General features: G+C 67.1%; 14 protein-coding genes, 3 tRNA genes and 2 pseudogenes. 8 read left to right on the top strand and 11 right to left on the bottom strand.

Features of this window, described 5'->3' with window-relative positions:
- Positions 1-25: 25 nt before the first annotated feature.
- From BW11_RS02430 to BW11_RS02420, 4 genes and pseudogenes are all read right to left on the bottom strand, one after another.
- A pseudogene (locus BW11_RS02430) lies at positions 26-6,802 on the bottom strand (acyltransferase domain-containing protein); the annotation flags it as partial.
- Positions 6,803-6,955: 153 nt separating this feature from the next.
- A pseudogene (locus BW11_RS12015) lies at positions 6,956-9,556 on the bottom strand (fatty acid synthase subunit beta domain-containing protein); the annotation flags it as partial.
- 55 nt (positions 9,557-9,611) lie between these two features.
- Complete coding sequence (locus tag BW11_RS02425; protein WP_140444569.1) at positions 9,612-11,219, bottom strand: acyl-CoA carboxylase subunit beta; 1,608 nt, start codon at positions 11,217-11,219, stop codon at positions 9,612-9,614.
- Positions 11,216-13,108: a biotin carboxylase N-terminal domain-containing protein gene (locus tag BW11_RS02420; protein ID WP_140444570.1), complete on the bottom strand. Its 1,893-nt coding sequence runs from the start codon at positions 13,106-13,108 to the stop codon at positions 11,216-11,218. The genes BW11_RS02425 and BW11_RS02420 overlap by 4 nt, the downstream gene beginning before the upstream one ends.
- Before the next feature lie 145 nt (positions 13,109-13,253).
- Between BW11_RS02420 and BW11_RS02415 the strand changes: the two genes are divergently transcribed.
- Complete coding sequence (locus BW11_RS02415) at positions 13,254-13,877, top strand: biotin transporter BioY (RefSeq protein ID WP_043164671.1); 624 nt, start codon at positions 13,254-13,256, stop codon at positions 13,875-13,877.
- Positions 13,878-13,969: 92 nt separating this feature from the next.
- Here BW11_RS02415 and BW11_RS02410 read toward each other — a convergent pair whose 3' ends face one another.
- From BW11_RS02410 to BW11_RS02400, 3 genes are all read right to left on the bottom strand, one after another.
- The gene (locus BW11_RS02410) at positions 13,970-14,881 is read right to left on the bottom strand and encodes a biotin--[acetyl-CoA-carboxylase] ligase (RefSeq protein WP_140444571.1); all 912 of its coding nucleotides are present in this window, start codon (positions 14,879-14,881) and stop codon (positions 13,970-13,972) included.
- Positions 14,882-14,951: 70 nt separating this feature from the next.
- The gene (locus tag BW11_RS02405; RefSeq protein WP_140444572.1) at positions 14,952-16,253 is read right to left on the bottom strand and encodes a hypothetical protein; all 1,302 of its coding nucleotides are present in this window, start codon (positions 16,251-16,253) and stop codon (positions 14,952-14,954) included.
- Positions 16,250-16,855: a response regulator transcription factor gene (locus BW11_RS02400; RefSeq protein WP_160268281.1), complete on the bottom strand. Its 606-nt coding sequence runs from the start codon at positions 16,853-16,855 to the stop codon at positions 16,250-16,252. The genes BW11_RS02405 and BW11_RS02400 overlap by 4 nt, the downstream gene beginning before the upstream one ends.
- A 244-nt stretch (positions 16,856-17,099) precedes the next feature.
- On the opposite strand from BW11_RS02400, the gene BW11_RS02395 reads away from it, so the two are divergent.
- Positions 17,100-17,753, top strand: coding sequence for a hypothetical protein (locus BW11_RS02395; RefSeq protein ID WP_140444573.1), 654 nt, complete (start codon positions 17,100-17,102; stop codon positions 17,751-17,753).
- Between the two features lie 12 nt (positions 17,754-17,765).
- On the opposite strand, the gene BW11_RS02390 is transcribed toward BW11_RS02395, so the two are convergent.
- Entirely contained in the window at positions 17,766-18,629 is an 864-nt protein-coding gene (locus BW11_RS02390; protein WP_140444574.1) for an alpha/beta hydrolase, read from the bottom strand.
- Positions 18,630-18,837: 208 nt separating this feature from the next.
- On the opposite strand from BW11_RS02390, the gene BW11_RS02385 reads away from it, so the two are divergent.
- A complete protein-coding gene (locus tag BW11_RS02385) occupies positions 18,838-20,361 on the top strand; it encodes an amino acid permease (protein ID WP_140444575.1) in 1,524 nt (507 codons plus the stop codon).
- Positions 20,362-20,420: 59 nt separating this feature from the next.
- Here BW11_RS02385 and BW11_RS02380 read toward each other — a convergent pair.
- The 3 genes from BW11_RS02380 to BW11_RS02370 all read right to left on the bottom strand — a co-directional run bounded on the left by BW11_RS02380 (position 20,421) and on the right by BW11_RS02370 (position 20,734).
- Positions 20,421-20,493, bottom strand: a tRNA-Val gene (locus BW11_RS02380).
- Positions 20,494-20,555: 62 nt separating this feature from the next.
- Positions 20,556-20,627, bottom strand: a tRNA-Val gene (locus tag BW11_RS02375).
- A 34-nt stretch (positions 20,628-20,661) separates the two neighbouring features.
- Positions 20,662-20,734 (bottom strand) — tRNA-Gly (locus BW11_RS02370).
- 214 nt (positions 20,735-20,948) lie between these two features.
- On the opposite strand from BW11_RS02370, the gene BW11_RS02365 reads away from it, so the two are divergent.
- The 5 genes from BW11_RS02365 to BW11_RS02345 all read left to right on the top strand — a co-directional run bounded on the left by BW11_RS02365 (position 20,949) and on the right by BW11_RS02345 (position 25,949).
- The gene (locus BW11_RS02365) at positions 20,949-22,205 is read left to right on the top strand and encodes a DUF2974 domain-containing protein (protein WP_140444576.1); all 1,257 of its coding nucleotides are present in this window, start codon (positions 20,949-20,951) and stop codon (positions 22,203-22,205) included.
- Positions 22,206-22,300: 95 nt separating this feature from the next.
- On the top strand, positions 22,301-22,942 hold the full coding sequence (locus tag BW11_RS02360) for a TetR/AcrR family transcriptional regulator (protein WP_140444577.1): 642 nt from the start codon (positions 22,301-22,303) through the stop codon (positions 22,940-22,942).
- 69 nt (positions 22,943-23,011) lie between these two features.
- A complete protein-coding gene (locus BW11_RS02355; RefSeq protein ID WP_140444578.1) occupies positions 23,012-24,550 on the top strand; it encodes an aspartate ammonia-lyase in 1,539 nt (512 codons plus the stop codon).
- Between the two features lie 28 nt (positions 24,551-24,578).
- On the top strand, positions 24,579-25,370 hold the full coding sequence (locus BW11_RS02350; RefSeq protein WP_043164682.1) for a mechanosensitive ion channel family protein: 792 nt from the start codon (positions 24,579-24,581) through the stop codon (positions 25,368-25,370).
- Positions 25,371-25,499: 129 nt separating this feature from the next.
- Positions 25,500-25,949 carry a hypothetical protein gene (locus BW11_RS02345; protein WP_140444579.1) on the top strand — a complete coding sequence of 150 codons (450 nt, stop codon included), beginning with the start codon at positions 25,500-25,502 and terminating at the stop codon, positions 25,947-25,949.
- Position 25,950 lies beyond the last annotated feature (1 nt).

Here is a 25,950-nt window from a genome sequence, read left to right as displayed (position 1 = left end):
CAGGCGCGGATGACCGGTTACCGGCTCACGCCTCGAAGTAGCCGGAGGCGCCGAGGCGGGCGTTCGGGTCGAGGAGCATGGCCTTCTCGACCTCGTGCGCGTCGTAGCGGCCGCCGGAGGCGAGACGCGTGCCGTCCTCGCGGAAGCGGCGGTTGTCGATCGGCTCGTAGAGCGCGGCGCGACCCATCATGCCCTCCTCGAGACGACGCTGACCGGCCGCGAGGCGCGCGTTGGCGCGCTTGCGCCACGACTCCAGCGCCTCCTCGCCGTCGGCCTTGGCGACGGCCGCCTCGAAGGCACCGGGGTGGACGAGCGCCACGAAGCCGGAGACGTGGCCGAAGCCGAGCGACGTGGCGAGTCCGGCCTTGACCGGTTTGCCGTCCGCGGCGCGGCCGAACGCGTCCTCACCGCCGCCGATGCGCAGCGGCTTCCTCAACCACACCATGTGGTCATCGCGTTCGAGCTTCGGGTCGACGCAGTCGAGCGAGGCGTTCGCCGGGATGACGCCGGAGGCGAACAGCTGCGTCAGGCCGTTGACCTGGAAGATGCAGGCGCCGCCCTTCGCGTGGCCGGTGAGGGTCTTCTGCGAGATGACGAACAGCGGGTTGCCGTCGGTGCGTCCGATCGCGCGGGCGAGCGTGTTGTGCAGCTCGGACTCGTTCGGATCGTTGGCGTTGGTGGACGTGTCGTGCTTGGAGACCACGGCGATGTCGTCCGGCGTGACGCCGAGCTTCGCAAGATCCTTCACGAGCTTCGCGTCGCGCCCGCCGAGGCCGGCGGCCAGAGCGCCGAGGCCCGGGGCCGGGATCGACGTGTGGGCGCCGTCCGCGTAGGAGTGGATGAAGCCGACGACGCCGGCGACCGGCAGGCCGAGCTTCAACGCGATGTCGCCACGGGTCAAGAGGATCGTGCCGCCGCCCTGGGATTCGAGGAAGCCGCCGCGGCGACGATCGTTCGCACGGGAGAAGAACCGCGCGTCGATGCCCTTGGCGTACATCTCCTCGGAGTTGGCGGTCGCGTTCATGTTGCCGAATCCGATCACGGATTCGACGCCGATGTCGTCGATCGCTCCGGTGACGACGAAGTCGGCCTTGCCAAGCGCGATCTTGTCGGCGCCCTCCTCGAGCGACACCGCGGCGGTGGCGCAGGCGGAGACCGGCTGGACCATGTTGCCGTAGCCGCCGATGTAGCTCTGCATCACATGCGCGGCGACGACGTTCGGCAGCGCCTCCTGCAGGATGTCGGTCGGGATCTCGTGGTTCAGGAAGCGGTCGAGGTAGAGCTTGCGCATCGACATCATGCCGCCGAAGCCGGTGCCCTGCGTGGACGCGACCATCGACGGGTGGATCGCCTCGAGGATCTCGGCCGGGTTGAATCCGGCGGACAGGTACGCGTCGACCGTGGTGACGATGTTCCACAGCGCGATCTCGTCGACGTCGCCGACCATGGAGGCGGGGATGCCCCACTTGATCGGGTCGAAGCCCTTCGGGAACTGGCCGCCGACCGTGCGCGTCATGGTGGCGCGGCGCGGCACGCGGATCATCGAGCCGGCGTGACGGGTCACGTTCCATTCTCCGGACTCGTCGTCCTTCGCGTAGGAGGTGTGGGCCTCGTCAAGCTTGACGTATTCGCGGGCGACGTCCTCGCTGGGCACGGAGAAGGTGACGTCGTGGTCGAGGTAGACTTCGCTTTCCTCCTCGTCGGAGCCATCCTTGTAGTCGTTGCCCATGCCCTCCTCGAACGGGCGGATGCCGGAGCGGGCCACGACCTCGTCGTGGTAGCGCTCGGCGATGTCCTCCTCGGGCACGAGGTTGCCGTCGGTGTCGTACCAGCCGGGCTTGGGGCTGTCGGCCCACGTGAGCAGGCCCATGTTCCATGCGAGCTCCAGCACGGCTCCCGCGTTGAGGTCGACGGAACCGTCGGAGTGGATGCCGAGTTCGGCCTGGGCGCGCGTGCGTCCGGAGCCCCACGGTCCGAGCTCGCCGATGGAGACGATGACGATCTCATCCTCAGGGCGGGCGGTCACGTTCGCCCAGTCGGCGAGGTCGACGTGCGGCTGGTGCGGAGTGTGAGGTGTGGGCAGCGCCTTGATTCGCTGTCCGACGACGGAGCCATCCGTTTCCTGCGCCTTCTCTGCCTCGTCGGAGGGAGCCGATGCCTTTGCCGCATCGGCTTCGGCCTCGGCGCGCAGGGCCTTGATGTCGATCGGCTCGGAGCCGAGTCCGCCGGTCAGGTCCACGTCGAGCGGCGCCTTCGCGGCGGCGGCACGCGATTCGGCGGTGCACAGGTCGAGCAGCTTGGCGGCGATCTGCGCGGTCGAGTACGTGTGGATGCCGTGGCGTTCGACGACGGCGACCAGCGGATCGTTGCCGCCCATGAGTCCGGTGCCGCGCACCCAGCCGATCTTCGGGTGGGCGAAGGTCACGCGGTCGGACCACACGCGCTCGGCGTGGGCGCGGTTGACGATCGCGTCGAAGGCCGACTTGACCTCGCCGTATGCGCCGTCGCCGCCGAACACGCCGCGGTTCGGGGAACCGGGCAGGACCACGTGCAGGCGATGCTGCACATCGGTGTCGGCGCCGATCCTCGACAGGCCGGCGATCGCACGCTCGACGCCCCAGAGCATGAGGCGCGCCTGCGATTCGAACAGTTCGCCGGAATCGGCGAGCGTGCCGTGCACCGGCGGGGCCGCGAACGGGAAGAACAGGGTCGGCTCGTACGCGGGCTTGAGGATCGTGGTGGTCGCGCCGGTCGTCTTCTTCTGGACGTTGCCGACCCAGTCGACGAGCGCGTCCACGTCGCGGAAGCTGGACAGGTTCGCGGGCACGAGCCACAGCCTGGCGCCTTCGGCCGCGTGGGTGCGGTAGGCGCGCTTGGCCCATTCCTTGATGGACGGCCTGAAGCTGTGCGACGTGGCGATCACGGTCGCGCCTCCCGCAAGCAGTCCCTCGACCACCTGCGCGGCGATCGAGTTCGGGCTGACCCCGGTGACCACGGCGATGTCACGCGCGAAGCGGGAGGCGGCCGGGTCCTCGCTGACGGGCTCCAGCGCCTCGGAGGCGATGCGCGCGAAGGCGGCCTTCAGCGCGGCATCGGCCGGATCGGTCTTCACCGCGAACCACTGCGCCTCGTCGGCGACCGGCTTGCCGAGGCCGACGAATCCGCCGGAGAGCAGGTCCGCGTCCTTCTCGTAGAAGGCGCGGGCGAGATCCTCGCGGGCCGACGCCCAACGATCGTCGAGGAGGATCGCCTTGTTCGCGTCGAAGCGCGGCTCGACCTGCTTGGGCCAGTCGGAGCCGAGCTCGGCTTCGACGGCCGCGACCACGGCCGCGTTCTCATCCTCGCCAGCCTCGGGGGCCGGGGCGGCCACGCCGAGCTCGTTCAGCACGAATCGGGCGGTGGCGGCGAGCACGCCGTTGGAGCCGGTCACCTTCTCGGCGAAGGCGTCGAGCGCGGCGGAGTCGACCACCGCTCCACCCGCGGCGCCTCCCGCGGATGGCTTGGAGACCGGCACGCCCTTGGTCTGGCCGACCAGCGCCACGGCGTCGTCGATGAGCTGATCGGCGGCGGCCTGGTTGGCGGCGGCGCCGGTGGGCAGCTTGGCGAGATCGCCGCCACGCGAGCTCGAACCCTCGCGGGTGTCGAGCAGGAGCGCGGCGGTCGTGGCCGCGACCCAGCCTTCGCTGAGGCCCCACACGCCGGTGACGCGCTCGCGGATGTGCGTGGGCTTGACGCCGGCCGCACCGAACAGGGCGCGCAGACGGTCGCGGATCGCCTCGGAGAGGACCGGTCCGAACGGCTTGTAGTTCGGTGCCACCTTGTTGACGATCTTGGCGAGCTGGTCGAGGGTCGCCTCGGCGGCGCCGTCGACGCTGGCCACGCCCAGCTCGGAGCTGATGTCCATGAGCAGCTGGTTGCGGCGCGAGGAGACGCCGTTGGTCAGGGTGTCGGTGGTGTCGGAGGTGCCGATCTGGTCGATGCGGATCTTGGTCGAGTAGGCCATGAGCACGCCGATCGCGTCGGACGCCTTGAAGGGGATGTCGGGCACGTCGGCGCCGGATGGACCGGCGGCCTGCCCTGATTGCAGGCCGCGCGAGGAGTCGGACAGTCCAATGGACTGTCCGGCGACGGAGCCATCCGCTTGACCAGCTGCGGCAGCCGCGGCGGGCTTCTCTCCCCCGTCGGCAGAGGCCGAGCCGAGCTTGGCGACGGCGGATCCGCCGGCGGGGGCGGCTTCGACGGGCGCCGGGGCCGACTCAGCCGACTCAGCCGACTCGTCCGGCACGAGCGAATCGGTGTCGGTCATGTACACGCGGCCTTCGTCGCGACCGACGTTGTACACGGTCACGTCGGTGCCGGAGAACTCGGGCAGACGCAGGGTCTTGGAACCGAGGTTCGCGAGGGTCGGGGCGTTGCCGAGACCGACCTCGACGTACTCCTCGACGCCCAGACCGCCCTGCGCCGCGTGGCGGAAGAGCAGCGACTGGGTTTCGATCCAGCGCACCGGGGAGGCGAACTGCCAGGAGAGCAGTTCGGTCAGCAGCAGTCGGCCGAGCTTCTGGTCGTCGGCGGCGTAGGAGTCCCACACGGCCGAATCGTCGAGCGCGGCCTTGATGCGCTCGGAGGGCACGACCTGAAGGATCTTCGCGGCGAACTCCTTGGTCATTTCGAACGGGCAGGCCACGAGGTTCGGAATGTAGCGGCCTACCAGTCGTCCGCGGTAGTCGATGTACTGCGGCAGCAGCGCGTCGAGCTTGTCGCGGAACTCCGGCACGCCCTTCCTGAGCAGCGTGGAGTGGAACGGCACGTCGATGCCCGGCACGAGCATGAACGCCGGCTTGCCGCCCGCCTCCCTGGCACGGCGGTTCGCATCCTCCTTGAGGAACTTCAATCCCGCGATGGTGCCGGCGACCGCGTACTGCGCGCCCGCGAGGTTGTAGTTGACGATCTGCAGGAACTCGCCGCACTGCTCGGCCACGGATTCGATGTACGCCTTGACGTGCGCGTCGTCGACGCCGAACTGGTTCGGACGCAGGGCTCCCATGCGGTAGTTGGAGCGGCCCTGCGCGTCGCGCGGGATCAGGTGGTGCATCGTCGAGCCGCGGTGGAAGACCAGCTCGAGCACGGTCTCCAGCGGGATCACGCCGGCGAACGCGGACAGCGCGTTGTATTCGCCGAGCGAGTGTCCGGCGAAGTAGGCGGGCCAGATGTCGGCGCCGGCCTCGCGCAGTCGCGCGGTCTGGGCGAACGCGACGGTGGCGAGCGCGACCTGCGTGAACTGCGTCAGGTTGAGCAGTCCCTCCGGGTGGCGGTAGGTGACGCCGTTGGCGGTGAGCTCCTTCGGGTTATCGCGCACGAGGGCGATGATCGAGAAGCCGAGCTTGGCGCGGGTGAGCTTGTCGGCGCGCTCCCACACGTCGCGGGCGGCGGGCGACTTGGCGCGCTCGTCGAGGACCATGCCCTGCTTCTGGATGCCCTGTCCGGGGTAGACGAACGCCGCACGCGGGGCGCGCACGAGCGCGGTGCCGCGGGAGACGAGCTGGCCGTCGATGCGGCAGGTGACCTCGAGGGCCATGCCGCCGTGTTCGACGCGGCCGACGCGTTCGATGGAGATCTCGACCTGGTCGTTCAGCTGGACCATGCCGTACATGTTGTACGTCCATCCGGCGATCTCGTAGTGGGCGCCCTTGTCGTCGAGCGCCTGCACCGCGTGCTGGGCGGTGGCGGACAGCCACATGCCGTGCACGAGCGGGGCGGCCAGTCCGGAGATCGCGGCGCCGCGCTTCGAGGTGTGGATCGGGTTGAAGTCGCCGGACGTGCGCGCGAACGCGGTCATATCGCCGGGCGCGGTGACCTTGACGCGGCGCAGCAGGCGCCTCTGCGTGGGCAGGATCCGGGTCTGCTCCTCGCCACGCTCGTCCGATTCGCTCGGATGCGCGGCGAGCCAGTCGCCGTATTCGGGCGCGTCCGCCGGCAGCACGTCGGAGTAGACGCGGCCGCGGATCGCGAAGCGTTCGGTCTCGCGCGCCAGCAGCGTGCCGTCGGCGGCGGTGTGCGTCACATGGATCGTGACGACGCGGCCGGAGGCGGATTCGAAGTAGTCCTCGGCCCACGACTTCAAGGTGACGGTCTCGCCGACGTGCTTCAGCAGCTCGTCCTCGGTCTGTTCAAGTTCGATGAGGTGGTCGAGGTGGACGGCGTTGAGCAGACCCTCGATGACCGGGTAGCCGTGGACGGACACCGAGCCGAGCGCCGCGTAGATCGCCGGCCACGCCGGGCCGACCAGCGCGTCGGGCGCGATGCGCGAGGCCCTGAGGCTGGCGGGCAGTGCGCCGCCGGTCGCGGCCTCGTGGTCGTAGCCGAGGTTCGCGGAGAACGTGTAGGCGGCGGTGGCGACGCCGAACACATGCTCCTTGTCACCATCCGTCTTCTCGATCTCGGGCATGGCGGCGAGCACGTCGCCGGTGATGGCGGTGTTGCCGATGCCGGCCGTGGCGGCGAGCATCGCATACACGTCCGGGATCAGACGCTCACGGTTGACGATCGGCATGCCGCCGGTCGCGTCGGCCGGCACGGTGAGCGGGATGACGATGTCGCGCACGGCGTGCTTCGAGGTGCCGCCGTCCGGATCGTTGTCCCAGTAGGTGTCGAGATGGATGTCGAGATCGTACTCGCCCTTCGCCTCGTCGACGGCGCGGATCTCGTAGTTCTTGTCGCCGAGCGGCGTGCCGTAGGCCGGGTTGTCGGTCACGTGGCCGACCCAGGAGACGTTCGGGGACTTGCGGATGAAGTCCTCGGCGCTGGCCGCCTCGCCGAGCGTCGCGTACAGCGGCGCGGCGGTCTCCGCCTCCGTCAGTTCCTTGGCGCGTTCGATCGCGGCCGTCTCGAAGCGGCCGAGGATGTCGGCCACCGGCTCGTCGACGGTCGTGATGCCGGCCACGGAGATCGGGCCCGGAATCACACGCACGGAATCGGCAGAATAACGCGGATCCTCGGACTGCCACAGCTGATCCTGACCCCACCAGCGCAGCAGATCGTTGTCGATCACCGGCACGAACGGCATCGGCTTGGGATACTCGCGAACCAGCACCGGGAACCACGCCTCGTCGGCGGGCGTCACCGTGATGCCGGCGGCCTGCGGATACTCGCGCTCCAACGCGGCGAGCGCCGGAGCCGGATCCTTGATCACATCATCGCGCGTCACGTCGAGCTTCGAGACGAACTCGCCGGAGTCGACGTCGGCGACACGCGCCTCGATGCGATGCAGCAGGTCGAGGAAACGGTCGGCGTACGTGTCATCCACCCACGGGTAGGCGAGTTCGGCGAAACGCTGCGCCCACTGCAAGTAGGTCATGGTCTTCAAATCACCGAAGTACGGCTTGGCGGTCCTGTCGAGCGCCTCGATGATCTCGGCGCGACGCGACTCCAGCTCCTCCGGGTGCTTCATCACGCGCACCAGCAGTCGACCGCACTCGGCGGAGGAATTCTCCACCTCGTAGATGTCGGCGTGCAGGTGGGACAGACCGGAGGCGACGCCGCCGATCGACTTGCCGGACGGCACCCAGCGCTCGCCGGCGGGGGCGAACGGGTCGGTGTCGGAGTCGGCCGCGGTGTCGGCGGTGATGCCGGGGGTCGCGACGAGCAGCTTCTTGACCTCGGGGCTGGTGTGCGCCTCCTTGGCAGTCATCACGGCGGTGCCGACGAGCACGCCGTCGACCGGCATGTCGGGCAGGCCATAGGCGCGCGACCACTGGCCGGACAGGTAGTCGGCCGCACGGTCGGGCGTGCCGATGCCGCCGCCGGCGACGAGCACGAGGTTGTCGCAGGCGCGCACCTCGGCGTAGGTGGAGGTCAGCAGGTCGTCGAGCGACTCCCAGCTGTGGTGGCCGCCCGCGGCGCCGCCTTCGACCTGCATGAGGATGACGGTCGGGGCCACGGCCTTGGCGATGCGGATCACCTGGCGGATCTGGTCGACGGTGCCGGGCTTGAAGCTCACGTACGGCAGGCCGTCCTTCCGCAGCTTGGCGATGAGTTCGACGGCCTCGTCGAGTTCGGGCACACCGGCGGAGATGACAACGCCGTCGATCGGGGCTCCGGACGCGCGCTTCTTCGGCACGATGCGGGTCGAGCCGAACTGGAGATTCCACAGGTAGCGGTCCATGAACATCGCGTTGAATTCGACGGTGCGACCCTCGTCGAGCAGCTCCTCGAGACGCGCGACGTGGCGGTCGAACACCTCTGCGGTGACCTGGCCGCCGCCGGCGAGCTCGGCCCAGTATCCGGCGTTCGCGGCGGCCGCGACGATCTCCGGATCGACGGTGGTGGGGGTCATGCCGGGCAGCAGCACCGGCGGCTTGCCGGTGAGCTCGGAGAACCTGGTGACGAGCCTGTCGCCGGCGGGCGTATGCGCCAGACGCGGGGCGAACACCTTCCAGTTCTGGGTGCGCGCGGGCTCGTCGGTCGCGGTGGACAGGGCGGCGCGCTCGGCGAGCGTGGTCGCCTCGACGATGCCGGCGCCGGTGCCTTCCGCGACGTGTCCGATAAGCTTGCCGAGCGTCGTGCCCGGGCCCAGGTCGACGATCCACAGCTTGGCCGGATCGGTGTCCTCGAGCGTGGCGCGCACGCGGGCGGCCCAGTCGACGTGGTTCAGGAGCACTTCTTCGGCGAGCGCGCGGGCGCGATCCTCGTCGAAGCCGCAGGCGCGCGCCCATTCGACGGTCCGGTCGACGGCCGGCTGCATGAGCGGCGAGTGGAACGGCAGGGTGACATCGAGGTATTCGAGGACGGGGGCGAACACGGCGCCGCCGCGCACCTTCTCCTCGCGCAGACGCGCCTGCTTCCTGTGCTCCTTGGCGGTTTCGACGCCGAATGCGGCCAGATCGTCCGGGAATCCGGAGAGCACGTGATGGTTGGCGGAGTTGGTCACGGCGATGGAGATGGGGCCGCGCGGGTTGTTGACGCGGGCGGCGAGCGCCTCGACCTGCGCGCGGGTGGCGCCGCGCACGGACAGCATCGGCGTGGCCTCGCCGGCGCGCGGGCTCAGCGCGAGTTCGCGGGCGGCGCGGGTGCCGGCGGCGCCGATCAGTGCGGCGGTGGCGAGGATCTCGTCGATCTGGTCGCGTGCGGCGTCGATCGATCCGGCCTCGCGGATGGCCTTGACCATGTGCACGGCGAGTACGCCCTGCGAGTGGCCGAGCACGGCGGTCGGGTTGGCGCGGGTGACGTCGTAGCCCAGGTGGTTCAGGTCGATGAGCGCGCCGAGCTGGGTCAGGGCGATGCCCTCGACCGAGGCGGTGGCGTCGGCCGCGGCGCCGAGTCGGGCCGGGTTCGGGGTGAAGCCGAACAGGTCGACCGGACGGCCGGTGGTGGCCAGCAGTTCGGCGTTGACGGGGGTGAGCTTGGCATAGGCGGCATCCACGTGGGCGTGGAGCGCGTCGGCCAGCTCGGGGTCGGCGGTCTGATCGGCGAGCGCGACCGGCCACGGCGTGGACTGGCCGGCGAAGGCGAGCGCGTGCGGTTCGCCTTCGGCCAGGCGGTTGAGGAAGAAGGTGGTCATGTGTGTTCCTATCTGTGTGTTTTTCTTACGTGCTGTTATGCGATGAGTCGATGAGTCAGAGCGGCTGGTTGCCGTGGTGCTTGGTCGTGTGCCGCACGCGCCGCTTGGTGGCGAGCGTCGCGAGCGATTCGACGATCGCCTCGCGCGTCTGCTCGGGGTCGATCATCGCGTCGATCTGCCCGAGTTCGAGCGAGAGGTTCGCGTTGACGGTGGTCTCCTCGTAGTCGGCGATGTACTGCGCACGCAGCGCCTCCACGTCCTTGCCGGCGGCCTTGGCCTTGGCGAGGTCGTGACGGTGGATGATGTTGACCGCGCCGGCCGCACCAAGGACGGCGATCTGCGAGGACGGCCACGCGAAGTTCATGTCGGCGCCGATCGCCTTGGATCCCATCACGATGTACGCGCCGCCGAACGCCTTGCGCAGCACGACGGTGACGAGCGGCACCTGCGCGTTGGCGTAGGCGTAGATCACCTTGGCGCCGCGGCGGATGATGCCGGCGTGCTCCTGTTCGGCGCCGGGCTTGTATCCGGGGGTGTCCACGAGGGTGATGACCGGCAGGTTGAACGCGTCGCACAGACGCACGAACCGGGCGATCTTCTCGGAGGCGTCGACGTCGAGGATGCCGGCGTTGACGTTCGGCTGGTTGGCGACCACGCCGACCGGATGCCCGTCGATGCAGGCGAAGCCGACGAGCGCGGACGCGGCGAAGCGTTCGTGCACCTGCACGAACTCGCCGTAGTCGACGATGCAGCGGATCACGTCGAGCATGTCGTAGGGCTGACGATCGTTGTCCGGCACGATCTCGGCGAGACGCTTGGCGGTGTCACGTTCGGCGCGCGTGGCGGCGTAGGCGTAGACCGGCGGTCGCTCGTCCGAATTGGACGGCAGGTAGGCGAGCACGGTGCGCGCGTAGTCGATCGCGTCGGACTCGTCCTCGCCGAGGTAGTGCGCGACGCCGGACTTGCGGCTGTGCACGTCGCCGCCGCCCAGATCGGCCATCGAGATGGTCTCGCCGGTCGCGGCCTTGACCACGTCCGGTCCGGTGACGAACATGTTCGAGTTCTCGCGCGTCATGATGATGAGGTCCGTCAGGGCCGGGCAGTAGACGGCGCCGCCGGCGCAGGGGCCGAGGATCAGGGAGATCTGGGGGATGAAGCCGCTCGCCTCGCACGTCTTGCGGAAGATGCGCCCGTACTGGGTGAGCGCGGCGACGCCCTCCTGGATGCGCGCGCCGCCGGAGTCGACGATCGCGACGACCGGCACCTTGAGGCTGATCGCCATGTCCATCAGATGGCAGATCTTCTCGCCCTCAGCGGTGCCGAGCGTGCCGCCGCGCACGGAGAAGTCCTGCGCGTAGACGGCGACCTTGCGCCCGTAGACGAGTCCGAAGCCGCAGATCACGGCCGATCCGGCGTTGCCCGCGTTGATGTTGCCGCCCTGGAAGCGGCCGATCTCCTCGAAGCTGCCGGTGTCGAACAGCAGGTCGAGGCGCTCGCGCGCGGTCTTCTTGTGCTTGGCGTGCTGCTTGTCGCGGGCGCGGCTTTCGGCGTCGCGGGCGAGCTGCGCCGCGCGGATCACGGCGGCGCGTAGCGGCTGGACGCTCTGTTCCACGGGTTGTTTCACGGCGTCACGCACGGCGGGGCTGTTCACGATGTCGGTCATTTCGCGGCCTCCTCACCCTTGGCCGGATCCTTGGCCGAGCCGGACGCCCCAACCACGTCCAGCGTGACCAACGTGTCACCGGCCTCCACGCCATCGGCGGGGCCGACGAAGATCTTCGTGACCGTGCCGGCGGCCGGCGCGTACACGTAGTTCTCCATCTTCATGGATTCGAGCACGACGAGCAGATCGCCCTTCGCGACCTGCTGTCCTTCGGCGACGTTGATGCGCGTGACGACCGCCTGCATCGGGGAGGCGATGATGCCGGACTTGGCGCCGTCGTCGACCGCGCCGCGGGCGGGGCCGGCGCTGTGCGAGCCGGAGCCACGCAACGGCTGCGTCGGGCGCTTCGCTCCGCGCGCACGCACGCCGCCGGTCAGGTTCTCGACGATGTCGATCGGCACGGTGAGCTTGACCCGCTTGTCGTTCATCTCGATGACGAACGTCTCGGTGGTCTCCTTCTTCTCGCCATTCGCATCCGCTCCCGCCGTCGCTCCGGCGAGGGATGCGGGCTGGCCCGCGTGCACCGTGTCCGGCTCGCGGTTGAGATACGTGCGTTCCAGCCACTTCGTGCTCACGTCGAAGGCGTGGCCGTGTTCGGCGGTGAACGCGTCGTCGCGGAAGATCCTCTTGAACAGCGGGATCGGCGTGGGCACGCCCTCGATCGTCATCTCGTCGAGCACGCGGCGCACGCGCGCGACCGCGTCGAGGCGGTTCTGCGCGGTGACGACGACCTTGCCCATCATCGAATCAAACTTCGGGGAGACGGTGTCGCCCTCGACCACGCCGGTGTCGATGCGCACGCCCGGGCCGGACGGCCAGACGATGCGCTCCAGCGTGCCGGCCGACGGGGTCAGGTTCGTGGCCGGGTCCTCGGAGGTGATGCGCAGCTCGAAGCTGTGGCCGCGAGGCTCGGGAGCGGGGGTCAGCTCGCCGCCGGAGGCGATGACGAGCTGCTCGCGCACGAGATCGAGGCCGGAGACCTCCTCGGAGACGGTGTGCTCGACCTGGAGTCGCGGATTGACCTCGAGGAAGTAGACCTTGCCGTACGGCGTCACCATGAACTCGCAGGTGCCGAGCCCGGTGTAGCCGACCGTCTCGAACAGGCGGCGCGAGTACTCCTTGAGGGTCTCGACGACCTTCTCGGACAGGAACGGCGCGGGCGCCTCCTCGACGAGCTTCTGATTGCGACGCTGCAGCGAGCAGTCACGCGTCGAATAGACGGTGAAGTTGCCGTGGGAGTCGCGTCCGGACTGGGTTTCGACGTGACGCGCCTTGTCGATGAACTTCTCGATGAAGTACTCGTCGAGGTCGCCGCCCTCGAGCGCGTCGTGATTGGTGTAGAAGCGGCGCAGCTCCTCGTCGTCGCGCACGACGGTGATGCCGTGTCCGCCGCCGCCGTCCGTGCGCTTCATCATGATCGGATAGCCGTGCGTGTGCGCGAAGTCGAGCAGCGTGCGGATGTCCTTGACCGATTCGGACAGGCCCGGCACCGGCGGCACCTTGGCGCGCAGGGCGACCCTGCGAGCGGTGATCTTGTCGCCGAGATCGACGAGCGCGGTGTGATGCGGACCGACCCAGATCGCGCCGGCCGCCTCGACCTTCTGCGCGAAGCTCGGCACTTCGGAGAGGAACCCGTAGCCCGGGTGCACCGCGTCGGCACCGGAACGGTGGATGATGTCGATCAGCAGATCCTCGTTGAGATACGTGTCCTGATAGGTGTCGCCGGGCAGGAGGTACGCCTCGTCCGCGAGACTGACGTATTGCGATCCGCGGTCCTGTTCGGCGTACACGGCCACCGTGGCGATGCCCATCTCGCGCGCGGTCCTCACCACGCGCAGGGCGATCTCACCACGATTGGCGATCAGCAGTTTCTTGACAATATGCCCCATAGCGTCAGATTCTTCTCCTGATTACTGACGCTTTCAATCGAAATGTCTACAAAACGACCGTGGAACTTTTGTCACGTTCCACAAACGTCACCGTAGCTTAACGGGATTATCGTCGGGGTCAATCACTCAAAAGAAGGGGAACATCATGTCCAATACGCCTGAAACCACCGCCCGGACCGCCGAGGCGACCGAATCCAAGACCGTCTCCACCGCGCGCCGTGTGGCCGCCGTTTCGTGGAAGCCGGTGCTGTTCGCCGTGCTCATGTGGGTCTCCGCCGCGGCCGGCCAGATCCCGGTTCCGGGGACCCCGGTGCCGATCACGCTGCAGACCTTCGTCGTCATGCTCGCGGGTCTCATGCTCACGTGGCGCCAGGCCGGCGCGGCCGTCGCCGCCTACCTCGCCGCGGGCGCGGCGGGCCTGCCGGTGTTCGCCGGCGGCGCCTCGACGATGGCGCTGGTCGGCCCGAGCGCCGGCTTCCTGCTCGGCTTCCTGCCGGGCGTCGTCGTGATTGCGCTGCTCAAGGGCTCCAAGGACTCCAAGGACTCCAAGGGCAAGCCCGCCACGATCCTGACCGCACTGCGCTACTTCGCCGCGGCGTTCGTCGGCGGCGTCGTGGTCGTCTACACGTTCGGCATCCTCATCCAGTCGACGCTGACCGGTCTGCCGGTCGCCGCCGTGACCGCCGCCTCGATGGCCTTCATCATCGGCGACATCGTCAAGGCGTTCGTCGCCTCCCTCGCCGCCGCCGGCCTCGCGCGCCTGCGCTGAATCGGCCGGCAGGCCCCTGTCCTTCCGGCTCCCCTTGTCAGGGGAGCCGGCCCGCAAAGCGGGACTGAGGGGTAGTCCAGACCGCGGGATGGCTACTGCAGCAACCCCACCTCGCTCGTCAACAGCGCTCGCGTCACGCCATCGGGCGTCTCGACGTTGATCGACGCGTCGTCGTTCAACGCGACGACCACGCCGCGCACGGCCGACCCGTCGATCAGCTGCGCTTCGATCTCGCGTCCCATCATCCAGCAGACGTGACGCATCTCCGAACGCAGCCGCCCGGCCTCGACCATCGGCGAGTCCGCGAACGTCTCCAGCCGCCTGCGCAGCGACTCGACGAACCGGGAGAGCACGCCGTCGCGCAGCTCCTCGATGCCGGGCAGGGGCCCCACGTTCATCTGCAGCGACGTGGCCTGCGGCGTGGGCAGGTGGTCGGCGGGCACCAGCAGATTCGCGCCGAAGCTGAACGCCACCACGCGCCACGCTCCGGACGCGGGGCCACCGGACGGCGACGGCATCACCTCGGTGACGGTGCCGCCGATCTTGAGCCCGTGGCAGTAGATGTCGTTCGGCCATTTCAGTTTGAACCCGCAGTCCTCGTCGTACGGGCGGGCGCCGCACGCGTCGATCTCGCCTTCGAGCGCGTCCAGCGCGGCGAGCTCGCCGATCATCGCCAGCCAGCCGTTGAACAGCTCGTCGTCGGCGACCCGTGTCGGCACCGGCACGACCGCCGTCGCAGTGAGCGATTTGCCCGGCACCGTGATCCACGGCCGGCCGAACCGCACCAGCGCGTTGCTCAGGTAGTCGGCGGCGATCACTGTGATCGGCAGGTGGCCCGAGGCCAGTTCCCCGGACTCGCCCACGTTCACGACGATCTCGCCACGCTCGACCATGCGTCGCGCCTCCGCATGAGTCGAATCCATGTCGGCCACCGAGACAACCATGTCCGCGACCGATCTCGTTCTTTCCAGTCGCGGCGCTGCGACCTTCAGCAATGACATCATGGTCTTCACCATACGCCCACATGTCCGACGAGTCAAAACCACTGGACGTAATCGGCCAGAAAACAACCCGTCAGCAGGGGAAGAGCGCGGTCATGGACCAGTTACCAGCGTCCTCCTCAATGGTGAGCGAGCCGCCGCGCCGCTCCGCGAAGTCCCGGTAGTAGGCGAGCCCTCGGCCGGTGGAAGCCCCCTCGGCCGGACGATCACGGTCGGCGCCGTGCGCGCCAGCCCGCTTCGGCGTATCCGCCAGTGACACGACGATGCCTTCCGCGCGCCCCGAAACGCCCAATGCATAGCCCCGTTCGGGATCGGCGTGCTTGGCGATGTTCGCGAAACACTCCTTGAGGAAGGACGCCGCCATCGTCAGATCCGCGCGCCCCAGACCGGTCGGCACACTCTGCGGCATCACCACGGTGCCATTGCATCCGATCCGCTCGAGCCGCGCGGATTCGGCCGTCACCAAGGCGCGCAACGCACCCCACGACGTTTCGTCACAGACGGACCCGCCGGACGCGCCAGACGGATCGGCCGGATCACCGACGCCGGGGCCCGCCGCATCCGCGCCCTCATTTCCCGAGAGCACATGCACCGCCCGCCGCGTACTGTCCAGTGCGTCACGCACGTCCTGAACCATCTCCTGATCGCGATCAGGCCGACCGCCATCACGACCGTCCCGATCATCGCGTTCGTCGCGCTGAAACCGGAGCAGCACGTAGCTCAACCGGTTCGCCACGTCGTCGTGCAGCTGATGAACGACCTGGTCGCGGCGCAACCGCTGATCGCGCTCCCACTGGTCACGCTCACGGCGACGGAGCGCGGACGCCGCCACGATCACCGCCATCACGGCGTTGAGGCACACCATGATGAAGGCACACAACACCACCATCAGGTAGTCGGGATGCACCACGTCCGCGATTGACCCAGTGACCAGCGGCGTCAGCACGCACAGATCAAACGCGATCTGTCCCGCCAGCACGTTCCCGTGCGCGGTCACGGCGATGGCGAGCAGCACGTTGAGCATCAGCGTCCACGACGACGTGAACAGCGACGCGGGAACGCAGCACATGACGAGCCATATCCCGCACACGACATGCGCCGCACGGTATGGCGTGCGGCCGATGAACGGCGTCGCGACCACAAGGCACGCCGTGCCCGCGAGGGAACAGACACCCATGAGCGCGTATCGGGGATCGTCGAGCGAAAACCACCCGTTCATGAGGAGGTTGCCCGTATCGACCAGATTGGCGACCGCGATCAGCACGGCCACCACCGTCAGCAACGGATGCGGACGGCCATCGGCCAGCCCACCCTCCGCCGCGGTTCTCGGCCGGAACAGCCTCATTAGCCCCGTCAACGATGTCATGAACGTCATATGCGATGCTGTACCTGACATATCCGTATTACCTCCTGTCGCGTGGCGACTCCCAGTTTCCTCATGGCGTGGTGCATGTGCACGTGGACGGTGGATTCGCTGATGCCGAGTGCCCGCGCGATCTCCCCGGTCGTCAGATGCCTGCCGTACAGTCTCGCGACCGCCAGCTCGCGTTCGCTGAGACGGCCGAGACGATCAGGACCCGCGGCCGGTTGACTGTGGCCGTCGGACGACTCCGGTCGACTCCAGCCCTGTGCCGCCTTGACTATCGCGGAACCGAGTACGCGCGGAATATCCTCTTTAGCGACGAGCGCCTGCCCGCCGGCCCGAGCCAGACTGTCGGCGAACGACTCCGGGTCGAGGGCTGTGATGCCGACGACACCGATCGTCGATCCGCCCCGGCGCAGGGCGGCGCACACCTCCGGCCCGGTCATGTCGGTGAGCGACATGTCGCTCACCAGCACGTCCGGCGGCTTCGGCGTGTGCAGACACCGGTGGATCGCCGCGGCCCCGGTGGAGACCGCCCAGATCATATGGAATCTCGGGTCGAGTCGTTCGATGGCCACGCGAAGGTACGCCAGGGCGTACGGATCGTTATCCACCAGCCCGATGGCGACGGCATGCGCGGACCTCACGGGTCCCGAGGACCCGTCGCGGGGAGATCCCGATGATTCCGATGCACGGCTGTTGTTGTTCATGAGGCCCATGCTAGGGAGCCGGCCGATGATCCCCTAATCGAAGTAAACGATCCCTTTACCGCGTCTTGGCGGGCGGGATCGGCCGGTTCACAATGGTGGTGACAGCACGGAATCGCGGCCACTCGCGAACGAGACGGGAGACGGCATCATGAACGCACGACACATGGCCAAGATCGCGGGATTCATCGTCCTGCTCATCGGCGGTCTCGCCGCCATGCCGATGCTCGACGGAATCCAGTACCTGCATTGGGAGATGCCCGTCTTCGCCGCGCACAGCAGCCGCTCCGAAGCGGGAACGACTGTAGAGCGGGCGATCGGACCGGGGTACGAGGTCACCGGACTGCGCACCGAGCACGACCGATACATGGACATCTCGCCGATATGGCGGACCGATACGGACTGCACCAAGCGCCCGGAGCCCATTCTCCGGGCGACGAGGAAGGCCGTATTCCACCGCCACAGCGCCGAGGTGACGGGTTACGACGACGGCATCGAAGGCGTCTGGGTAGCCAACTGCATGCCGCAGGAGGACGGCACGGTGGTCGTCTACGCCATAGCGGCCGAACGCAATGAATACGGATTGTCCCCGGACACCGTCAGCGCCGAATGTGTCACCCTGTCACCGCAGGATGACGGATATGTGGTCACCGACTACGCCGACGCCACCGACCCCGGACGGAACTTCCATTTCTCGCCGGAGAACGGCGGCTACCCGTTCCCCCAGTACATCTACGAGATGTGGACGGGGATGTCGGACCAATTCAACGACGCGGAAGGACGCCCGCGGGATCCGATGTTCTGATTCATCGATCCCTCACCGATCCGCCGGCACCCGAGCCGGCCTATGACCGGACGCGTCCGCGAAGGTGCGGCGCAGCCAGTCCTCCGCCAGGCGCGGCCAACATTGCACGCACGGGACGACGTTGGCGAATTTGCCGTCGCCCGCGGTCTCCTCGTCGCCCAATGACAACCCGTGGCTGCCCTCGGGGAAGAGGTGCGCCTCGACGCTCACGCCGGCGGCATGACAGGCTTGGACGAGCATGAGCGTGTTCTCCACCGGCACGGTGGCATCGGTCATCGTATGCCAGACGAACACCGGTGGGGTCTTCGCGTCGATGTGCCGTTCGATCGACAGGCGCTCCAGCATCGCCGCATCATCCGCCGCGTCGTCCAATAGGCAGCGGAAACTGCCGTGATGGGCCAGCGGCCCGGAGGTGATGACCGGATAGGCCAGCATCAGCACGTCCGGACGGACCTCGTCCGGGTCCAGACCGTGCGCGCGAAGGTCGTCGTCGCCGGCCGCGGTGGCGAGGTTCGCCGCCAGATGGCCGCCGGCCGAGAAGCCCAGCACCGCCACGCGCCGTGGGTCCACATGCCAGTCGTCGGCATGATCGCGAATGAGGCGCATCGCCTCACCCGCCTCGACCAACGCCACCGGATACCGGCTCGGACGGACCGAATACCGCAGGATGAACACATTGAATCCGCGGCCGAGGAACCTGAGCGCCACCGGCTCGGCCTCACGGTCCGAGGTCATTGCGTACCCGCCGCCGGGCAGGATCAGGATGGACGTGCGGCGCCGCACCGGGTCCATCTCCCGACTGTTGTCCGCCACGTATCCGACGAACCGTGCCTCACTGCCGTCGATGCCCTCGATCGTCCGCTCGATGTACTGCATATATGCCTCCTCACTCTCCATCGTAACCACCACTGGCCGGATCGTCCCAACGCGCGCCCGCCGAAATGCGGACCCCGCGCGTATACTGTTCGCGGCCTTTTCGCGGACACCCGCCGTTTCCGTTCCGGACAGCTCCGGGCAACCCCGGACGGCGACCGCATATGAGGAAGCAGCACACGACAACGACCATCATCGATCGAGAGAGAGCATGATCAAGACCGACACCGACATGAGGAAACGACCCGAACCCGCACCCCCGTCCAACGACGACGCGACGACCGCACATACCATGGCCGGCGGCAGCGAGGCCACCGACCGCAACAGCAATAGCAAGCACGCGCTGCACACCAACCTCAGGCGCGGCATGGAATCGCGACACCTGCAGATGATCTCGCTCGGCGGCGTGATCGGCACCGGCCTGTTCCTGAGCTCCGGCTACACGATCCAGCAGGCGGGCCCGATCGGCACGATCCTCGCGTACGGCATCGGAGCCGTCATCGTGTACCTGGTGATGCTCACGCTCGGCGAGCTGTCCGTGGCGATGCCGGTGACCGGCTCGTTCCACGTCTACGCCGAGAAGTTCATCGGACCGGGCACCGGCTTCGTCATCGCGATCCAGTACTGGCTCACCTGGACGGTGGCCTTGGGATCGGAGTTCACGGCCGCGGGTCTGCTCATGCAGCGATGGTTCCCGCACACGCCCACATGGATATGGTCGGCGGCGTGCATCGTATTGATCTTCGTCGCCAACGCCCTGTCGGTGCGATTCTTCGCCGAGGCGGAGTTCCTGTTCGCCTCGATCAAGGTGTTCGCGATCTGCGCGTTCATCCTCATCGGCCTATTGGCGATCTTCGGCGCGGTGCCGATCTCCGGCTACGATCACGCTCCTCTGTTCGGCAACCTCGTCAAGGACGGCATCTTCCCCAACGGCTTCATGCCGGTGTTCGCAACGATCCTCACCGTCAACTTCGCGTTCTCCGGCACCGAGCTGATCGGCGTGACCGCCGGCGAGACGCGCGATCCGGAGACCGCCGTGCCGAAGGCGATCCACACGACATTGTGGCGCCTCGTTCTGTTCTTCATCGGATCGATCACCGTGATGTGCGCGCTGATCCCATGGCGCGAGGCCGGCGTGGGCGAAAGCCCGTTCGTGCTCGTGTTCAATTCGATCGGCATCCCGTACGCGGCCGACATCATGAACTTCGTGGTGCTGACGGCCGTGCTGTCCGCATCGAACTCGGGCCTGTACGCCTCCACGCGCATGGTGTGGTCGATGGGCAACGAGGGCATGATCCCCCGCTGGTTCGCCAAGACGAACCGCCACGGTGTGCCGATGCTGGCCCTGTGCGCGGCGATGGCCGGCGGACTCCTTGCCCTGCTGAGTTCGGTGATCGCCGCCTCGACCGTGTACTTGGTATTGGTGGCTCTCTCCGGCCTGTCCGCGGTGGTGGTGTGGATCGCGATCGCCTACTGCCAGATCGTGTTCCGCAAGCGATGGATCGCCTCGGGACACACGGTCAAGGAGCTCAAGTACGCGACGCCGGGCTACCCGTACACCTCGTGGGGCGCGTTCATCCTGTGCACCGCCTCGTTCCTCCTGGTCTTCTTCGACAAGGAACAGCGGTTCGCTCTCGGCGCCGAGATCGTCTTCATCATCGTGTGCTACGCCGCCTACTTCGTCCAGCAGTGGTGGCGCAAGCGTCATCCGACCCCCGAGCTCGACCTGCACTGACACGCACTGATATGCGAAGAGCCTCTGCCGGATTCCGGTGGAGGCTCTTCATGTTCAGGTGGGCGATGTAGGAATCGAACCTACGACCCCTTCGGTGTGAACGAAGTGCGCTAGCCGCTGCGCCAATCGCCCGAATCTTCGATTATTGGCTTACGAAAAACAAAACCGGCAGTCACCTGCCGGCCGTTTTCGAGTGGGCGATACAAGATTCGAACTTGTGACCCCTTCCGTGTCAGGGAAGTGCGCTACCACTGCGCCAACCGCCCGGGTCATTCATCCAGCCGAAACCGGCTTTCCGAGAGCGGACAACGGGACTCGAACCCGCGGTCTCAACCTTGGCAAGGTTGCGCTTTACCAACTAAGCTATGTCCGCAGTGCAACGCTCGAAGCGAAGCAACAGGGGGATAATATACACGACATTCCGCCGTCGCGCATCCTCGGCGTGTCGCGCCGATTCGCAACCCATTCCCCAACCACACGATTCCCCGATATCCGCCGAATATCACACGAAATCCTCAGGTTTATCCAGCGGATACACCACCCCTCCCCGACTACTATTGAGGCGAAGCCCGAAAGGAGGCGCGTCCATGACCAACGTGTTCGATTACGTCATGACGGAACGGCGGCCTCTCACCGACCCTGACGCGCCGTTCAACGAGATCGACGCCCTCGTCTTCTCCTCGCTCTCCTACGAGGACGTGACCGCCTTCTCCCCCACGATTTCACTCGACGAGGATCGCGAGGTCTCCTTCCCGGCCCGACTGCGCGCCTTCGAGCCGGATCACCCGTGGGCGTGGCTCAAGGGCCTCGTGCGCGAGCCGTTCGATTCGGTGACGCTCGCCGAGGCGAAGGCGTCGCTGCATGACGGCGAAGGCACGGAGGCCGGGGATCTCGACACGCAGACGGTCGGACTGGTCGATCCGAACAAGACGCACGACTTCTTCGACGCCGTGGCCGATTCCCCGCGATTCGCCGAGGCCCGTCTCGGCGCGGTGGTCGAGCATGTGAACCCCGGCGAGCAGACGCAGTTCGCCGCGATGACGTTCATGCTCCCCGACGGCCGAGGCTGGAACGGCAAGCCGCGCGTCAAGGACCCGACGCGCGGCGGCACGCTGGTCCTCGCCTTCCGAGGCACCGATGATTCGCTCATCGGCTGGAAGGAGGACTTCAACATGGCCTTCCAGTACCCGGTGCCGGCGCAGCGGGCGGCGAGCGCGTACCTCGACATGGTGGCCCGTCTGTGGCGCGGCCCGATCGTGTTGACCGGCCATTCGAAGGGCGGCAATCTGGCCGTGTATGCGGCGATGAACGCGACCAAGGCCGTGCAGAAGCGCATACGCCACGTCTATTCGCTTGACGGCCCGGGATTCCCGCCGAACGTGGTCACGTCCCGTCAGTACATCGACATCCAGCCGAAGGTGACGAAGATCGTGCCGAGTTCGTCGATCGTCGGACAGATCTTCGAGACGCCGGAGCCGTGCCGCGTGGTGACGTCCGATTCGGACGGCATCATGCAGCATTTCACGTTCTCCTGGCAGGTGGAGGGCGATCATTTCGTCTCCGAGCCCGATCTGGCACCGAGTTCGCAGTTGTTCAACGAGTCGCTGAACAACTGGATGCAGGGGCTGACGGTCGAGCAGCGCGAGCGGGCGGTGGACGCCCTGTTCGCGGTGCTGCACGCGAACGGCGCGACGACGTTCTCCGAGGTGATCGCCGGATTCCCCGGTTCGATTCCGGCGATGATCGGGTCGATGCTGGGCCTGTCCGCGCAGGATCGCAAGCACCTTCTGGAGGCGGTGGCGATTCTGGTCAAGGCCACGATCGCCCGCAACAGCAAGCGGTAGTCCCATCTCTTCCGCCATGTCGCATTATTGGTTATACTGTCTAGACAAATCGTCTCAACAGGTCGCCCAATAATGAAGTAGAAGGGGTCGTCATCATGCCACGTCCACGCAGGGATTCGAACGTTCCACCCGCCAAGCAGCGCATGGAGGACGCCTTCTGGGAGCTGCTCGCGGATCGCGAGTACCGGCGCATCACCGTCACCGACGTCGTGCGCAAGGCACAGGTGAACCGCAACTCGTTCTACTACCACTTCTCCGGACTGCCCGAACTGGCCGACGCGGCGATCCTCTCGGAGATCAAGACCTCCCCGCTGATGCAGGAGGTGCCGCCCAGCCCGGAGGAGCAGGAGCACCTCAAGGAGCAGTGGCGCAAGCACGTCACCCAGCTCATCAGCACGCCGCGCGAGCGCGAACGCCTCAATCGCCTCGCCATGCTCGCCGGCCCCCACAGCTCCCCCGAACTGGTCGAATCACTGCGCGACTTCGAACGTCTGTCACTGATGGAGATGCTCGAGCTCGACCCGGAGCGCATCGATCTCAAAACCGATCTGATGCTCGACTTCACCGTCGGTGGCCTGCTCACGGTGCTTCGCCGCTGGCCCGAACTGCGACAGTCGGCCTCGATCAAGGACCTGCTCAACGAGGACGTCGCCGTGCTTGCCCTTGGCATCTACCTGTCGATGTCCAAGGAGAACATGCTCGACTACTGGAATCGCATCTTCAACAAGCAGCAGTAAGCTTTCTCACAGAGCCGAATCACACGATCATCATGGCGTTTCGCGCGGCCGCACGGGATGATGGGAAGTATGACGAACAACGATTCGAACATCGATCCCAAGGCCAAGGCACCCGCGGTATCTGCGACTTCCGTGCCCTACACCGCGCAGCTGGTCGACAAGGCGGCCGGCATCGTTCGCGGCAACGAACATCGCACGCGCATCGAACACGACTGCATCGGCGAGCTGCCGGTGCCGGACGACGTGTACTGGGGCATCCACACGCAGCGCGCGATCAGCAACTTCCCCGTCTCCGGCATCGCCGACTCGTCGCACCCGGAGCTGATCCGCGCGTTCGCGACGGTCAAGCGCGCCTGCGCGAGCGCCAACGAGGAGCTGGGCATCCTCGACAAGGACAAGGCGCGATTCATCCGCGAGGCGTGCCTCGAGATCGAATCCGGCAAACTCGCCGACCAGTTCCCGGTGGACGTCATGCAGGGCGGCGCCGGCACCTCGTCGAACATGAACATGAACGAGGTGATCGCCAACCGCGCGCTCGAACTCGCCGGTCACAGGCGCGGCGACTACGCGTACATCCACCCGAACGACGACGTCAACGAGTCGCAGTCGACCAACGACACGTACCCGGCAGCCTGCAAGCTCGCCCTGATCGACGCGATCCACCCGCTCGCCGAGTCAACGAAACGTCTCGCGCAGGCGTTCCACGACCTCGCCGACAAGCACATCAACGACGTGACGATCGGGCGCACGCAGCTGCAGGACGCCGTGCCGATGACCTTCGGTCAGGAGTTCCACGCGTTCGCCACGCTCCTCAAGTCCGATCTGGCCGGCTTCGAACGACTCGTGCCGCAGCTCGCGCAGCTGAACCTCGGCGCCACCGCCATCGGCACCGGCATCTGCGCGGATCTGCGATTCCGCAAGTCCGCCACCGAGCATCTGGCGCGCATCACCGGCCTGCCGATCACGGCTGCCCCCGATCCGGTGGCCGCGATGACCGACATGGGCGCGTACGTGGCCACCTCCGCCGCATTGAAGAACCTCGCCGTGCACTTGAAGAAGGCGGCCGACGATCTGCGACTGCTCAACTCCGGTCCGCGCGCCGGTTTCAATGACCTCGACGTGCCGGCCCGTCAGGCGGGCTCCAGCATCATGCCGGCGAAGGTCAACCCGGTGATTCCGGAGTGCGTCAACCAGTGCTGCTTCATGGTGTTCGGCATGGACGTGACCGTCAACTGGGCCGTCGCCGAAGGCCAGCTGCAGTTGAACGCCTTCGACCCGGTGATGGTGCATGAGATCCTCTCCGGCATGGCATTGCTCACCAACGCGATGGACACGTTCCGCGTCAACTGCGTCGAGGGCATCGTCGTGCACACCGAGATCGGACGCGCGCACGCGGAGACGTCACCGTCGATCGCGGCCGCGCTCAACCACTACATCGGCTACGAGAAGGGTTCGGCGATCGCGGCCGAAGCGGTGCGCACCGGCCGCACGGTGCGCGAGATCGTCGGCGAGCAGACCGATCTGCCCGCGGATCAGCTCGACGAGATCCTCGATCCGATCCGCCTCGCCCGCGGCCTCGGCCAGACCTGCCGCGAGCATCAGAAGTGACGTTTCACGGATCCGTTATGGTGGGCGTATGACTGATTTCAATGAGATGGTGGTGGCCTGGTTCCACGCGAACGCGAGCAAGCTGATCTGGCTGCTGATCGTGTTGATCGTCGCCGCGATCGCGGATCGCGTGCTGCGTCGACTGGTGCGCAAGGTGCTCGATAATTCGCAGGTACCGATCCCGAGCGCGTCGATCTTCATCAACCTGATGCGCGTGGTGCTGTGGTGCCTCGCGGCGGGTATGGTGCTCAAGCCGGTGTTCGGCATCGACCCGACGACACTGGTCACCGCACTCGGCGTCGGCGGCGTCGCGATCTCCTTCGGTTTGAAGGACACGATCGCGAACGTGATCGGCGGATTCGGTCTGATGGTCGGACGCGTGATCCAGCCGGGCGATCCGGTCACCATTCAAAGCGTGACCGGCACGGTCGTGGACATCACATGGCGCCACACGGTGATCGAGACCCGTTCGGGTGATCGCATGGTGATCCCCAACTCGGTGCTCAACACGGCGTCGCTGACCAAGCTCACGGCCGCGTCCGAAGGATCCGTCTCCGTGCCGTTCACAGTCAAGGGCGGCAGCGATCCGGAGGCCGTGAGCCGCGACATGCTCAAGCGCGTGACCGAGGCCACCGCGGACATGACCCAGCCGGACAATCCCCCGCTGGTCAAGTTCACCGGGTTCTCCCCCTACGGCACCGAAGGCCAGATCCTCCTGTTCGCTCGAGAAGGCGTGTTCCTCTCGACCGTCAAGGACCGTGCCGCACGCGCCCTCGCCTCCGCCGACTACCTCGTCACCGACGGCGGCATCTCCGAGTAATACGTGCGCTGAATCCAGAATCCACATGCAATGCCGGGACATCATCCCGGCATTTTTCACTGCCGCAACATATCGAAATACGATACACTTAGTATCAAGTTACGATATTCTTCCCTAGGAGGAACCGCCATGGAATCCGTAACTGTCCGCAAGATTCTCGTCGCCATCCTGCAGTCCTCCGCCGCTCTCATCACGCTGCTCGCCGTCGCCGTGATCCATGAGATGGTCGTCGAAGGATTCCGCAACTGGCCGGAGATCGCGTTCATCCAGCCGTTCATCACCGCCTCGATCATCATCGGAACTGTCCTGCTCCTCGTCGTCGAGGTCGAGACCGTCGCCATCTGCTGCGCATCCGTCACCCGCATGAGCGATAAGGCTCTGGCAACGCGCCTGCGCATCACCCGAGCCACCCTGCTCGCCCTGACCGCCTACATGCTGGTCGCGTTCGTCATCTTCTGGGCCACGACCGGACTCATGCACTTCACGATCCTCACCTCCACCATCCTCCTGAGTGCCCTCGGCCTGGCCGCATCCGGCCTCTTCACCGCCCGACTCCACAACTTGCGTCCGATCCCGTAGG

Source organism: Bifidobacterium sp. UTCIF-38 (assembly GCF_006454495.1).
Classification (GTDB): Bacteria; Actinomycetota; Actinomycetes; order Actinomycetales; family Bifidobacteriaceae; genus Bifidobacterium; species Bifidobacterium callitrichos.
Note: the sequence above shows the minus strand (reverse complement) of the source record. Positions and strands in the feature narration are given on the sequence as shown.